This is a genomic window from Streptomyces sp. NPDC054847, assembly GCF_053610925.1.
The window spans coordinates 1-12,994 of record NZ_JBSGZJ010000182.1 but is presented as its reverse complement, the minus strand read 5'-3'; the positions used below and the strand labels follow the sequence as shown (position 1 = coordinate 12,994).

Here is a 12,994-nt window from a genome sequence, read left to right as displayed (position 1 = left end):
GCGACGGCCCACCTGGAACGTCGCGGCACGGGGCGAGCCGGATGCGCCCGGATGGAAGCACCTAGCTGCCGCCGGCTTCTTCCTCCCAGCCGAAGCTCTTCTCCACCGCCTTGCGCCAGTTGTGGTACTCGCGCTCGCGGACCTCCGCCTCCATCCGCGGCGACCACTCGACATCGCGCTGCCAGTGGGTCTTGAGTTCGTCCAGGTCCGCCCAGACACCGGTCGCGAGCCCGGCCGCGTAGGCCGCGCCCAGACAGGTCGTCTCCGACACCTTGGGCCGGATCACCGGCACGCCCAGCACGTCCGCTTGATGCTGCATCAGCAGATTGTTGGCGGTCATGCCCCCGTCGACCTTGAGCGTGGTGATCCGCACGCCGGAGTCCTGGTACATCGCGTCGACCACCTCCCGCGTCTGCCAGCTCGTCGCCTCCAGTACCGCCCGTGCCAGGTGGGCCTTTGTGACATACCTGGTCAGGCCGGTGACGACGCCGCGCGCGTCGGAGCGCCAGTAGGGCGCGTAGAGGCCGGAGAAGGCCGGCACGATGTACGCGCCGCCGTTGTCCTCCACGCTCGCGGCGAGTGTCTCGATCTCGCCCGCCGAGCGGATGATGCCGAGCTGGTCGCGGAACCACTGCACGAGGGCGCCGGTGATGGCGATGGAGCCCTCGAGGCAGTAGACGGGTGACTCGTCGCCGATCTTGTAGCCCAGCGTGGTGATGAGCCCGCTCTTGGAGGGGACGGGCCGGTTGCCGGTGTTGAGGAGCAGGAAACTGCCGGTGCCGTAGGTGTTCTTGGCCGTTCCGGTGTCGTAGCAGGCCTGGCCGAAGATCGCGGCCTGCTGGTCGCCGAGGGCGGAGGCCACGGGCACGCCGGCGAGCTGTCCGACGGCCGTCCCGTACACCTCGGAGGAGGACCGGATCTCGGGCAGCACCGCCTTGGGCACGTTCATGGCGGCGAGGATCTCTTCGTCCCACTGGAGGGTCCGCAGGTCCATCAGCATCGTCCGGGACGCGTTGGTGACGTCGGTGACGTGCACCCCGCCGTCCGTGCCGCCGGTGAGGTTCCAGATCAGCCAGGAGTCGATGGTGCCGAAGGCGATCTCGCCCCGCTCGGCCCGTGCGCGCAGCCCTGGCACATTGTCCAGCAGCCAGGCGGCCTTGGGCCCGGAGAAGTAGCTGGCGAGCGGCAGGCCGGTGGTGTCGCGGAAGCGGTCCTGCCCGTCGGCGCCCCCCAGTTCGTGACAGAGCGCGGCGGTACGGGTGTCCTGCCAGACGATGGCGTTGTGCACGGGTTTTCCGGTGGCCCGCTCCCACATGAGTGTCGTCTCGCGCTGGTTGGTGATGCCGAGCGCGCTGAGCCGGTCGGCCCGCAGACCGGCCTTGGCGACGGCCCCGGCGACGACGGCCTGCACCTTCGACCAGATCTCGGTGGCGTCGTGCTCCACCCAGCCCGGCCTGGGGAAGATCTGGCGGTGCTCGCGCTGGTCGACGGCGACGATGGCGCCGTCCTGGTTGAAGATGATGCAGCGGCTGGACGTGGTGCCCTGATCGATGGCGGCGACGAACCTGTCCGTCATGGCGTCCCCTTGTCGGATCGGCTTCGGAATCGGCCCCTGGCCCGTCGGCGCGAGAGCCGGAGGCGCAGGGGCCGGAGGCCCTAGAAGGCTGCGTTGAAGATGACCCCGGCCAGTAGCCCGCCGATGATGGGTCCCGCCACCGGCACCCAGGCGTAGCCCCAGTCGGAGGTGCCCTTGTTAGGGATCGGCAGCACGGCGTGCACGATGCGCGGGCCCAGGTCGCGCGCCGGGTTGATGGCGTAGCCGGTCGGGCCGCCGAGCGAGAGGCCGATGCCGACGACCAGCAGTGACACCAGCAGGATGGAGATGCCCGAGCCGTAGATCCCCGCGTCCTCCCCGGGGATCTGCCCGATGCCGATGCCGTCGTTCCTCCCGAACGCGAGGAGCGGGAGCACGAGTCCGATCGTGGCGATGACCTCGGTGAGGACGTTCGCCCACGGCTTGCGGATCTCCGGCCCGGTCGCGAAGATCCCCAGCGTCGGCTGGGCGTCGGCGATGTTCGCGTTCGCCTGGAACTGCGCGAAGTACACGAGGTAGGCGAGTACGGCGCCGAGGACCGCTCCCACCATCTGCGCCAGGATGTAGAGCGGTACCTTGCCCCATTCCCCGGTGTCGACGGCGAGTCCCACGGTCACGGCCGGGTTGAGGTGGCCGCCCGACAGCGGGGCGGCGGTGTACGCGCCGGCCAGTACGCCGAAGCCCCAGCCGAAGGCGATGACGACCCAGCCGGCCGCCCTGGCCTTCGAGTGGTGCAGTGTGACGGCGGCGCAGACGCCCGCGCCGAAGAGGATGAGTATCGCGGTTCCGATGACCTCGCCGAGAAATATGTCCGAGTTGCTCATGGCGGCTCCTTGGCCCTCACCCGGGACACCGGCCCCGGCCCTCCGTGCAGGGTTCGCGCTCCATGTGCGTTCCCATGGATTCCATGGCTGCGGAGCCGAGGGCAGGGCAGGTCCCTGCCGCGCCCGGCGTCCGTGACGAGCGTGGTGAGCGAGTGCGGCGGCCTGCGGGGGCTGCCGACGAACAGGCAGTTTTCACCTGCCGTGATGGACCGTCAAGGTCGCGGACAGCATGCGCAGTTCACGGCCGGTGCTGGACACCGCCGCCAGGAACGTCAAGGTTCTCCGGATGCTCGGCGGACGCCCACAGACCGTGGAACCATGGCCGAAAGAGCCCGGTCCCGCGGTGACCGCGGCACACGCCCGGCACACGCCAGGGACCCGCCGGTCGCCGGCCGTGCCGGGCGCCTGCCGGGTCGGTTCACGGGGCGGCGCGCGTCCCGTCGCGTCAGGGGTATGCCGCGGAGGAACGGGCCGTCAGCGGTTCTCCGCCAGCCACTTGGCCGCGATCTCGGCCAGTTCCCCGTCCTTGCCGGACAGCATCATCCGGATCATCTGTACGTCGCCGCGGAGCGACCACGCGGGATGTCCGAACGTCGCCGGGTTGTTCTTCTCGATGAGGAAGTGGGCCGGCCACGCCGTCCCGTACCCGATGAGCGGCAGGGCGGCCAGATACCGCTTCCGTCCCCGCGCCAGCCCGTACACGCTGACCGCGAGCCCGGTCAGCGTGCCCGTCAGATGCACCCAGCGGGTCGCCGCCCGCGAGTGCATCGCGACGTAGTAGGGCCAGAACTCCTCGTACGACTCGAACGTCTGCTGCTGCGCCATTCCCGCACCGTAGCCGCCACGGCGCGCGGCGTCAGCCCACCCGGTGCCCTGCCACCGATCGCACGGCGACGGGGAAGTCGAAGTACGTGCCGGGGAACGGCTCCGGCTTGTACGTGAAGTGCCACCACTCCTCGGGCAGGTTGACGAACCCGACCGCCGCCAGCGTGCCCCGCAGCAGGTCGCGGTTGGCGCGCTGTTCGCCGGTGACCCGCGGGTCGTCCGTGTGCGACAGCGTGTCGAAGCAGTCGTAGCCGGTCCCCATGTCGACGGAGTTGTCCGGGAAACGGTCGTCCTGCGGTGCGTAGCACGGCACGAGCGCCTCACCCGGTACGTACGGACGTGTGGGCGCCGCCGGCAGCCTCACGATCGTCAGGTCCACCGTGCTGCCCCGGCTGTGGCCGGACTTCTCCGCGATGTAACCGTCCGCGAACAGACGTGACTTGTCGACCTGCGGATAGAACTCCTCCTTCATCGCCTCGTCCTCGAGATCCTTCGCCCACCGGACGAAGTGGTCGACGGCGCGCTGCGGGCGGTAGCAGTCGTACACCTTCAGCGAGTAGCCCTGCCGCAGCAGCTGTGCCTGCGCCCTGCGCAGGGCCTCGGCCGCCGGGCGCGTGAGGATGCACACCGGCTGCCGGTAACCGTCCACCGGCTCTCCCACGAAGTTGTGCTCCGTCGTGTAGCGCATCTCCTGGATGATCGTCGGCGCCACGGTGCGCAATGCCACGAACTCCCGTGGCGCCTTCGGCTCCGGAGCGGCCTGCGCGGTGGGCGCCACCGACGAGACGCAGAGCAGAGCCGCGGCCGCGGCGGTAAACATTCGGACGGCTGAACCAAGTCGAGTCATGCCCACCGTTTATCAGTAACCGCTCCTCGCGGAAAGGGTGATCGGATACAGTCCGCGCGTGTCCAAGGACTCCCACTGCGGCCATTGCGGAGCGCCGTACGGCGCGGACGCCGGCTGGCCGCGCACCTGCCCGGCCTGCGGCACGACCGCCTACCGCAATCCGTTGCCGGTCGCCGTCGCCCTTCAGCCCGTGCACGATCCCGCCCACGGCACCGGCCTCGTCGTCATCACGCGCACCATCGAACCCGCCCGCGGCGGCACCGCCCTGCCCGGCGGCTTCATCGATCACGGCGAGGACTGGCGGCACGCCGTGGTCCGCGAACTGTGGGAGGAGACCGGTATCGAGGCCCCGGCGCACGAGGTGCGGCTCGCCGACGTCCTCAGCTCCCCGGCCGGCCACCTCCTCGTGTTCGGGCTGCTGCCGAAACGCCCCGCGGCGGCTCTGCCGCCGTTCGTCCCCACCGAGGAGACCGGCGGCCGACGGCTCCTGCACACCCCCGAGCCCTTGGCCTTCCCGCTCCACACCGTTGCCGCACGCAACTGGTTCGCCGGCGCCTACGACCGCTGACGTCGCGCCCGCCTCATTCGAGTCCCCGCACGAGCACCGGCCCCTCCACCGCCGACTGCCCGTCGTCCGTGGCCCGTTCCACCACCACACGCCCGCCGGCCAGCCGTGACGTGTACCGCTCGATCTCCGGCTCCGCCCACCCGTCGCCGGCGTCCCGCACCACCAGTCCGCCGCCCCTGCGCCCCGCGGCCGGCGCCCACACCTCCAACCCGACCCGGCCCGACCGCGTGCCGCCGGACCGATTGCCACCGCCCGGGGCCCCGCCGTCGTCGTCGAGCACCGGAAGCACCGCGCCCGCCCGCGCGAGCACCGGGATCCGCGACAGCGGCGCGTCCACCAGCACCTGCCCGGGGCCCTCGTACGGACGGCCTGAGCCCGTGTCGTACCACCGTCCGCGCGGCAGCCGCACGGCCCGCCGGTCGGCCCCGGGCTCGAGGACCGGCGCCACCAGCAGCGAGTCGCCCAGCAGGAACGCGTCCTCGCAGTCCCGCAGCGCCCGGTCCCCGGCGGAACGCCACCACAGGGGACGCACATACGGAGCCCCTGTCAGCCGCGCAAGGTGCGCCAGGGTCATGAAGTACGGCCCCAGCCGCTCCCGCTCCACCAGCACGGCCCTCGCCCGCGCCGTCACCTCCGGCCCGTACAACCAGGGCGCCGCGGAATCCCGCACCCGCAACAGCGGCAGATACGCCGACAGTTGGAGCCGGCGCAGATACAGCTCGTCCGACATCCCGTCGGCGCCCTCCACGTCCGGGCCCGCGTACGGGACGCCGCAGAGCCCGAGGCCCAGCACCAGCGACAGCGCGGCACGCAGCCCCGGCCAGCCCGCCGTCACGTCCCCCGCCCAGCTACCCCCGTACCTCTGCATGCCCGCCCAGCCGGAACGGGAGACAAGAAACGGCCGCTCCTCGGGAAGCAGCCCGCGCATCCCCTCGTACGCGGCCCGCGCCATGGCCATCCCGTACACGTTGTGGGCCTCCCGGTGGTCTCCGCCGCGGCCCTCCAGCACGTGCCGTGACGAACGGGGGAGCGTCGCACCGGCGAACGCCGTACAGGACACCGGCTCGTTCCCGTCCAGCCACACACCGGCGAAGCCCTCCGCGGCCCCCTGCCCGGTCAGCTCTCCCCACCACTCGCGCACCCGCGGATCCGTGAAATCGGGGAACACGCAGTCATCCCGGCCGGCCGTTCCCCGCACCTCGGAACCGCAGGCGTCCCGGACGAAAAGCCCCGCCGCAGAGCCCTGCCCGTACAGCACGTCCCCGGGCCCGGCCCCCACCGCCGGACCTGCCCCACGCGCCAACCGCACCCCGTCCTCACGGAGATCTTTCGCCAGGACGGAGAGCCGGGGAAAACCGTCGAGGTCCGCCGCGGGCCCGGCCGGCGCCCCAGGGAGGCCGCCGCCGACATGGACCGCGGACAGCGGCAGCCCGCGCTCCCGATGGGCGTCGACCGCGCGGCGCACGTCCTCCTCGCCCCCGGCCGGCACGACATGTTGCGGGCCCAGCGCCCAGGACGGAGGCAGCGCCGGCCCGCCGGTCAGCTGCGCCCAGCCGCCGAGGACGCGCGCCGGTGTGCCCACCAGCACCCAGCTGCGCAGCGGCCCGCCGTCCATCCGCACCTCGACCGTGCCAGGCCTGTCATGCCCGGAACCGGCACCCTCCTGGCCCTCGCGCACGATGACGCGGCCGTCCCACGTGTTGTCGTGAAACGCCAGGTGGCAGCCGGCGTCGGCCACCACGGTCTGCACCGGCATCGTGATGTGCAACGGGTCCTCGCCGGGGCCGAACCCCGCCCGCGGCGCCGTGTTCCACAGCCGGTACGACCCGTCACGCAGCCGGGGGCCCGACCCCCGGCCGCCGAGGCCGAACAGCCGGGCGTCGGCCGCGATCTCACTGCGCTGCACCCAGCGGGCCGGGCCCCCTTCCACCGGCTCCCACCAGCGCGGCGGCAGGTCCCTGCGCAGCACCACGCCGCCGGGTGTACGGATCTCCACCGCGCCGTGCCGGGAGACGGCGACCGTCAGCCGCTCGGACACCACCTGCCAGCCGCCGTCCTTGTCCGGCTCCAGCCCCGCCCGCGGATCCGGCTCCGGGGGAGCACCGGCCAGCGCGTACGACGGCTCCGGCCGCGCGCCGTCCCAGCCGCGGAACACCGCCCCGCCCACCGTCACCATGATGTGCAGCTCGGAACGGGCGAACCGGACCGTCCCCCCGCCCGGCAGCGGCTCCGCCCCCTCCGCCGGCCCCGGCACTCTGGCCCGCTCGGCACCCCGGGGCACCAGCCCCACGGCATCGGCCCGGTGCCGGCGCCACGCCGAGCGCATCGCCCGCAGCCCCTGTGCCGTACCGAGAGTTGTCACCGCGCGCACCAGATCACGACCGTCCATGCCGTTCACCCTGCCACCGGGCAGGAAGCTCCGACGCGCTGTTCAACTGCCGTTCACCCATGGTGGGAGCACATATTCGCCACGCCGACCATGGCGGATCCGCCCTGGTGCGAATGACGATCACATGGCATCGTCCTGTCAGCCGCGTCCGCGCACACCCCGCTCGTGCGCGGCGCACGCATACACCGCGTAGAGCCAGCCCGGGAGCCGCCCCATGACCTCAGCAGCGAACCATGCCCCTCTCTGGCAGCCCGACCCCGACCGCATCGCCGGCGCCCGCATCACCCGCTTCCAGGCCTGGGCGGCCGAGCACCACGGGGCTCCGGCCGAGGGGGGATACCAGGCGCTGCACCGCTGGTCCGTCGACGAACTGGAGACGTTCTGGCAGGCGGTCGCCGAGTGGTTCGAGATCCGTTTCTCCACCCCCTGGGCACGCGTGCTCGCCGACCGCTCGATGCCCGGCGCCCAGTGGTTCCCCGGCGCCACGCTCAACTACGCGGAGCACGCCCTGCGCACCGCCGAGGACCCGGCGCGCGCACATGACCCCGCCCTGCTCCATGTGGACGAGACACATGAGCCGACACCCATCAGCTGGTCCGAGCTCCGCCGCCAGGTCGGAGCGCTCGCCGCGGAACTGCGCGCCCTCGGCGTACGCCCCGGCGACCGCGTCAGTGGCTACCTCCCCAACATCCCGCAGGCCGTCACCGCCTTCCTCGCCACCGCCGCCGTCGGCGCCGTCTGGACCTCCTGCGCCCCCGACTTCGGTGCCCGCAGCGTCCTCGACCGCTTCCAGCAGGTCGAACCCGTGGTCCTGTTCACCGTCGACGGCTACCGCTACGGCGGCAAGGAACACGACCGCACACAGACGGTCGCCGAACTCCGCCGCGAACTGCCCACCCTGCGCGCGGTCGTCCACATCCCGCTGCTCGGCACCGACGCCCCTGAAGGCACCCTCGACTGGTCCGCGGTGACCTCGGGAGACGCCGAGCCGGTCTTCGAACAGGTCGCATTCGACCACCCCCTGTGGGTGCTCTACTCCTCGGGCACAACCGGCCTCCCCAAGGCCATCGTCCAGTCCCAGGGCGGGATCCTGCTGGAGCACTTCAAGCAGATCGGCCTGCACTGCGACCTCGGCCCCGGCGACCGCTTCTTCTGGTACACCTCCACCGGCTGGATGATGTGGAACTTCCTCGTCTCCGGCCTGCTCACCGGCACCACCGTGGTCCTGTACGACGGCAGCCCCGGCTACCCCGACACCGGCGCCCAGTGGCGCGTGGCCGAACGTACCGGTGCCACCCTGTTCGGCACCTCCGCCGCCTACGTCATGGCCTGCGCCAAGGCAGAGGTCCACCCCGGACGGGACTTCGACCTCTCCCGCGTCAAGTGCGTCGCCACCACCGGCTCCCCACTGCCGCCCGACGGCTTCCGCTGGCTCCACGACGAGGTGGCGGACGACCTGTGGATCGCCTCCGTCAGCGGCGGAACGGACGTGTGCAGCTGCTTCGCCGGCGCCGTCCCCACCCTCCCGGTCGAGATCGGCGAACTCCAGGCCGCCTGCCTCGGCACCGACCTCCAGTCCTGGGACCCGCAGGGCAAGCCGGTCATCGGCGAGGTCGGCGAACTGGTGGTCACCAACCCGATGCCGTCGATGCCCGTCCGCTTCTGGAACGACCCCGACGGCAGCCGCTACCGCGACAGCTACTTCGAGATGTACCCGGGCGTATGGCGGCACGGCGACTGGATCACCATCACCGACCGCGGCTCCGTGATCATCCACGGCCGCTCGGACTCCACACTCAACCGCCAGGGCGTCCGCATGGGCTCCGCCGACATCTACGAGGTCGTCGAACGCCTCCCGGAGATCCGCGAGTCCCTCGTCATCGGCCTCGAGGAACCGGACGGCGGCTACTGGATGCCGCTCTTCGTCCACGTCGCGGAGGGCGCCGTCCTCGACGACGCCCTGCGTGCCCGGATCAAGCAGTCCATCCGCGAGAACCTCTCCCCGCGCCACGTACCGGACGACATCATCGAGGTCCCCGGCGTCCCCCACACCCTCACCGGCAAGCGCATCGAGGTCCCGGTCAAGCGGCTCCTCCAGGGCACCCCGCTCGCCAAGGCGGTCAACCCGGGCTCCGTCGACAACCTCGAGCTCCTCGGCTTCTACGAGGACATCGCCCGCAACCGCACATGAGCCGGGCCCCGGACCCGGACCCTCTCGAGAGAGCAGGGTCCGGGTCCAGGGCGGCTGCCCGAGTCGATTGTCAGTGCCTCCCACTACCGTGAGTCACGAATGATCGACAGCGCACTGGGGGAATTTCGGCATGGCGCACACCAAGCAGTCCAAGCGGACCGGCACCAACGCATCGCTGCGGCGCGCACTGCGCCGGGAAGTCCCGAGCACGGTCGGCATCCTCGCCGACGAACAGGACTTCACACGGATGCGCCGGTACCGCACCTTCTCCTTCGACGACTACCCGGCCTACCTCAGGCAGTCCGAGCAACTGCTGAAAACCCTGTCCACCCAGCAACTCCACACGTCCGTCGCCCTCTTCGACCCCGAGGAGTTCGCCGAGTACTGCGCGGAGGCCGGCATCGACGCCGACGCCCCCGCCGGCCGCAGCCGTTTCACCGCGGAGCTCGCAGGCCGCGGCGCGAACGTCCCCTACACCGGCCAGCCGCTGGGAACCCTGCTGCCCCAGCTGATCAACAAGACCGTCCGCCAGGCCACCTGGGAGTACGCCACCCTGCTCCTCGCCGACCTCGGCACGTGCGCAGACTGCGGCCAGGACATCGGCAGGTCCGCCTTCGACCGGGCGTCGAGCATCCTGATGCGCCTCCTCGAAGTCGCCGGGCCGGGGGAGCACCACCTCGTCTGCAGCGTCCCGGGTCCGGACGAGCAGCTCCTCGCCGTGCTCCACGCCCAGGGCGATACAGCGTCCTCCGCCCGGATCGACGCGGAGGAAGGAGCCGAGTTCGTCACCGTCCTCGCGGCCGGCATCGCGCTCGCGAGCACCGGCGGACTGGTCCTGCGCACCAGCGCGCCGGACACCGCCGACCGCGTCCACGGCTGGCGCCTCCACCAAGGGCGCCTGGAGCCGCTCACCGCCGGCGAGGTGTTCAGCGCCTACTGCACCGACGCGGCCACCGGCGACCCGCTGTCACCGGAACCGGGCGTCGAATACTGCGCGGGCTTCCCCGTCACCACGGACGACCCGGACAGCCACCACTGACGGAAGAAGGGGCTTCCCGCCGTCGTCGGGAAGCCCCTTCTGCACCATCGTCCGGAGAGTGCCTACTCCCCGGAAAGCACCGCCTGCGCGGCCGTCCGTGCCTCCTCGGCGGTGTCCGACGCACGCGCCGCGGCAGCCGCACGCTCGCACTGCGCCAGCGTGTACTTCGCCAGCGTCGCCCGCACGTACGGGATCGACGCGGCGCCCATCGACAGCGATGTCACACCGAGACCGGTCAGCACACAGGCCAGCAGCGGATCGGAGGCGGCCTCACCGCACACACCACAGCTCTTGCCCTCGGCCTTGGCGGCCTCCGCGGACAGCGCCACCAGGTCGAGCAGCGCCGGCTGCCACGGGTCCTGCAGCCGGGACACCGCACCCACCTGCCGGTCGGCGGCGAAGGTGTACTGCGCGAGGTCGTTCGTGCCCAGAGACAGGAACTCGACCTCCTGGAGGATCGACCGCGCCCGCAAGGCCGCGGACGGGATCTCCACCATGGCCCCGAACTTCGCCTGCAGCCCTGCCTGCCGGCACGCGTCCGCGAACGCCTTGGCATCGGTACGGTCCGCCACCATCGGCGCCATGACCTCGAGGTAGACGGGCAGCCCCTGCGCCGCCTTCGACAGCGCCGACAGCTGCGTCCGCAGCACCTCCGGGTGGTCCAGCAGCGAACGCAGTCCGCGCACACCCAGTGCGGGGTTGGGCTCGTCGGCCGGCGTGAGGAAGTCGAGCGGCTTGTCCGCCCCGGCGTCCAGCACCCGCACGACCACGCGGCCCTCCGGGAACGCCTCGAGCACCTTGCGGTACGCCTCGACCTGCTTCTCCTCCGACGGCGCCTGCTTGCTGTCGTCCAGGAAAAGGAACTCGGTACGGAACAGACCCACGCCCTCGGCCCCGGCGTCCACCGCCGCAGGAACGTCCGCGGGTCCACCGACATTGGCCAGCAACGGCACCTTGTGCCCGTCCGACGTGGCACCCGGCCCGCTGGACGCGGACAGCGCGGCCTTGCGCTCCGCGGCGGCACGCTCCATCTGCGCCCGCTTCTCGTCGCTCGGCTCCACGAAGATCTCGCCGGTACTGCCGTCGACGGCGATCAGTGTGCCCTCTGCGAGCTCACCTGCTCCAGGCAGCGCGACCACGGCAGGCACTCCGAGCGCCCGCGCGAGGATGGCGCTGTGACTCGTGGGCCCGCCCTCCTCCGTGACGAACCCCAGCACCAGGGCCGGGTCCAGCAGCGCGGTGTCCGCCGGCGCCAGATCGCGGGCGATCAGTACATACGGCTCGTCGCTGTCCGGCACACCCGGCATGGGCACGCCCAGCAGCCGCGCCACGATCCGGTTCCGCACGTCGTCCAGGTCCGCGACCCGGCCGGCCAGGTACTCGCCGGCACCGGCCAGCAGAGCCCGGTAGGCCGCGAACGCGTCGTACACCGCACGCTCGGCGGTGCTGCCGACGGCGATACGACGGTCGACGTCGGACATGAGCTCCGGGTCCTGCGCCATCATGGCCTGCGCCTCGAGCACGGCCTGCGCCTCACCACCGGCCAGGTTGCCCCGCGCGATCAGGTCGGCGGCCACCGCTTCGACGGCCTGGCGGGCGCGCCCCTGCTCGCGCTCCGCGTCCTGCGCGGGGATCTGCTTGGCCGGCGGCTCGAGAACCGCCGTGCCCATGTGCCGCACCTCGCCGATCGCCACTCCGTGGCTCACGCCGACGCCTCGCAGCGTTGTCTCCATTTCACCGTCTCCGATTGGGCGGCGGTCCAGCCGCCGCGATGGATGTCCGACTCGCCGTCACCGACGTCGGCGGGTCACTGCCAGCCGAAGAGGCTTTCCCCGGCCTTCACGTCCCCGTTCTCACGGACGTCGGACAGGGAGTCGGGTGTGGCCTCGAGTGCCACGACCGGGCAGATGGCGGACTTCCCCGCGGCCTCCACGGCCGCCGGGTCCCAGCGCACGACGGACTGGCCGCGCCGCACCGTGTCGCCCTTGTTGACGAGGAGCTCGAAGCCCTCGCCGTTGAGCTGCACCGTGTCGATACCGAGGTGCGTCAGCACACCGTGCCCCTCGTCGTCGACGACCACGAAGGCGTGCGGATGGAGGGACACGATGATGCCGTCCACCGGAGAGACCGCCTCCGACGGCTCACGCACGGGGTCGATGGCCGTCCCGGGCCCGACCATCGCACCGGAGAACACCGGATCGGGCACGGCCGCGAGACCGATGGCCCGGCCGGCAAGAGGGGACGTCACTGTGGTCATGGAGCCTCCCAGGGGCGGAGATTCGGCAGGCGTCGTCACCGCTGGTACCGGACGACGCGCTGCTCTGAAGAGTAGGTCATGAGAAGTCCTAGTTCCGCCCGTGATCTACCAGTTGACGGACCTAGGTGTGCACCGGAAAGGATTTGCGTCATCTGCCGGCGGAGTTGTAGTCTCGTACCTCTGTTGGACCCCAACGCGACGTTGAGTCGGGGGTGCCGGCAGCACCTGTCAGGGCGAGATCCTAACTGGTCTAAACCACTGGACGTCCTCCGGGACGACCGCCGGGTGGTGGTCAGGAGGGCCGGAAAAGCCTGATAGTGTTTGAAACACCGAAGGGAAGCGCCCGGAGGGCCCCGAGAAGGGTCCAAAGGAAGCGTCCGTTCCTTGAGAACTCAACAGTGTGCCAAAAATCAACGCCAGATATGTTGATACCCCGTCCATCTTCGGATGGTCGAGGTTC

At 71.4% G+C, this 12,994-nt stretch carries 10 protein-coding genes; 3 read left to right on the top strand and 7 right to left on the bottom strand.

From position 1 onward, the window contains the following. Window positions 1-61: 61 nt before the first annotated feature. The 4 genes from glpK to ACWGH4_RS19255 all read right to left on the bottom strand — a co-directional run bounded on the left by glpK (window position 62) and on the right by ACWGH4_RS19255 (window position 4,090). On the bottom strand, window positions 62-1,576 hold the full coding sequence (glpK, locus tag ACWGH4_RS19270) for a glycerol kinase GlpK (RefSeq protein WP_453462179.1): 1,515 nt from the start codon (window positions 1,574-1,576) through the stop codon (window positions 62-64). 80 nt (window positions 1,577-1,656) lie between these two features. Then, complete coding sequence (locus ACWGH4_RS19265) at window positions 1,657-2,418, bottom strand: MIP/aquaporin family protein (protein ID WP_307705331.1); 762 nt, start codon at window positions 2,416-2,418, stop codon at window positions 1,657-1,659. Window positions 2,419-2,892: 474 nt separating this feature from the next. After that, entirely contained in the window at window positions 2,893-3,243 is a 351-nt protein-coding gene (locus tag ACWGH4_RS19260) for an Mpo1-like protein (RefSeq protein WP_441265221.1), read from the bottom strand. A gap of 31 nt (window positions 3,244-3,274) precedes the next feature. Next, on the bottom strand, window positions 3,275-4,090 hold the full coding sequence (locus ACWGH4_RS19255; RefSeq protein WP_453462174.1) for a M15 family metallopeptidase: 816 nt from the start codon (window positions 4,088-4,090) through the stop codon (window positions 3,275-3,277). A 58-nt stretch (window positions 4,091-4,148) separates the two neighbouring features. Here ACWGH4_RS19255 and ACWGH4_RS19250 point away from each other — a divergent pair, with 58 nt between their 5' ends. After that, the gene (locus tag ACWGH4_RS19250) at window positions 4,149-4,658 is read left to right on the top strand and encodes an NUDIX domain-containing protein (RefSeq protein ID WP_453462171.1); all 510 of its coding nucleotides are present in this window, start codon (window positions 4,149-4,151) and stop codon (window positions 4,656-4,658) included. A gap of 13 nt (window positions 4,659-4,671) precedes the next feature. Here the strand turns inward: ACWGH4_RS19250 and ACWGH4_RS19245 are convergent, their stop codons facing one another. Further along, window positions 4,672-7,047 carry a glycoside hydrolase family 31 protein gene (locus tag ACWGH4_RS19245; protein ID WP_453462168.1) on the bottom strand — a complete coding sequence of 792 codons (2,376 nt, stop codon included), beginning with the start codon at window positions 7,045-7,047 and terminating at the stop codon, window positions 4,672-4,674. Window positions 7,048-7,261: 214 nt separating this feature from the next. On the opposite strand from ACWGH4_RS19245, the gene ACWGH4_RS19240 reads away from it, so the two are divergent. Both ACWGH4_RS19240 and ACWGH4_RS19235 read left to right on the top strand, forming a co-directional pair. Beyond that, a complete protein-coding gene (locus ACWGH4_RS19240) occupies window positions 7,262-9,238 on the top strand; it encodes an acetoacetate--CoA ligase (protein WP_453462165.1) in 1,977 nt (658 codons plus the stop codon). 130 nt (window positions 9,239-9,368) lie between these two features. After that, on the top strand, window positions 9,369-10,277 hold the full coding sequence (locus ACWGH4_RS19235; protein WP_453462162.1) for a hypothetical protein: 909 nt from the start codon (window positions 9,369-9,371) through the stop codon (window positions 10,275-10,277). Between the two features lie 62 nt (window positions 10,278-10,339). Here the strand turns inward: ACWGH4_RS19235 and ptsP are convergent, their stop codons facing one another. Together ptsP and ACWGH4_RS19225 are read right to left on the bottom strand one after the other, a co-directional pair. Next, window positions 10,340-12,010 carry a phosphoenolpyruvate--protein phosphotransferase gene (ptsP, locus tag ACWGH4_RS19230; RefSeq protein ID WP_441265215.1) on the bottom strand — a complete coding sequence of 557 codons (1,671 nt, stop codon included), beginning with the start codon at window positions 12,008-12,010 and terminating at the stop codon, window positions 10,340-10,342. 74 nt (window positions 12,011-12,084) lie between these two features. Continuing rightward, window positions 12,085-12,534, bottom strand: coding sequence for a PTS sugar transporter subunit IIA (locus ACWGH4_RS19225; protein WP_159693978.1), 450 nt, complete (start codon window positions 12,532-12,534; stop codon window positions 12,085-12,087). Between the last annotated feature and the right edge of the window lie 460 nt (window positions 12,535-12,994).

What these genes read in the sequence shown, in the direction of transcription:
- ACWGH4_RS19260 (WP_441265221.1), bottom strand. Translation starts at nt 3,243, where the DNA reads ATGGCGCAGCAGCAGACGTTCGAGTCGTACGAGGAGTTCTGGCCCTAC.
- ACWGH4_RS19225 (WP_159693978.1), bottom strand. Translation starts at nt 12,534, where the DNA reads ATGACCACAGTGACGTCCCCTCTTGCCGGCCGGGCCATCGGTCTCGCG.
- ptsP (WP_441265215.1), bottom strand. Translation starts at nt 12,010, where the DNA reads ATGGAGACAACGCTGCGAGGCGTCGGCGTGAGCCACGGAGTGGCGATC.
- ACWGH4_RS19235 (WP_453462162.1), top strand. Translation starts at nt 9,369, where the DNA reads ATGGCGCACACCAAGCAGTCCAAGCGGACCGGCACCAACGCATCGCTG.
- glpK (WP_453462179.1), bottom strand. Translation starts at nt 1,576, where the DNA reads ATGACGGACAGGTTCGTCGCCGCCATCGATCAGGGCACCACGTCCAGC.
- ACWGH4_RS19255 (WP_453462174.1), bottom strand. Translation starts at nt 4,090, where the DNA reads ATGACTCGACTTGGTTCAGCCGTCCGAATGTTTACCGCCGCGGCCGCG.
- ACWGH4_RS19245 (WP_453462168.1), bottom strand. Translation starts at nt 7,047, where the DNA reads ATGGACGGTCGTGATCTGGTGCGCGCGGTGACAACTCTCGGTACGGCA.
- ACWGH4_RS19240 (WP_453462165.1), top strand. Translation starts at nt 7,262, where the DNA reads ATGACCTCAGCAGCGAACCATGCCCCTCTCTGGCAGCCCGACCCCGAC.
- ACWGH4_RS19265 (WP_307705331.1), bottom strand. Translation starts at nt 2,418, where the DNA reads ATGAGCAACTCGGACATATTTCTCGGCGAGGTCATCGGAACCGCGATA.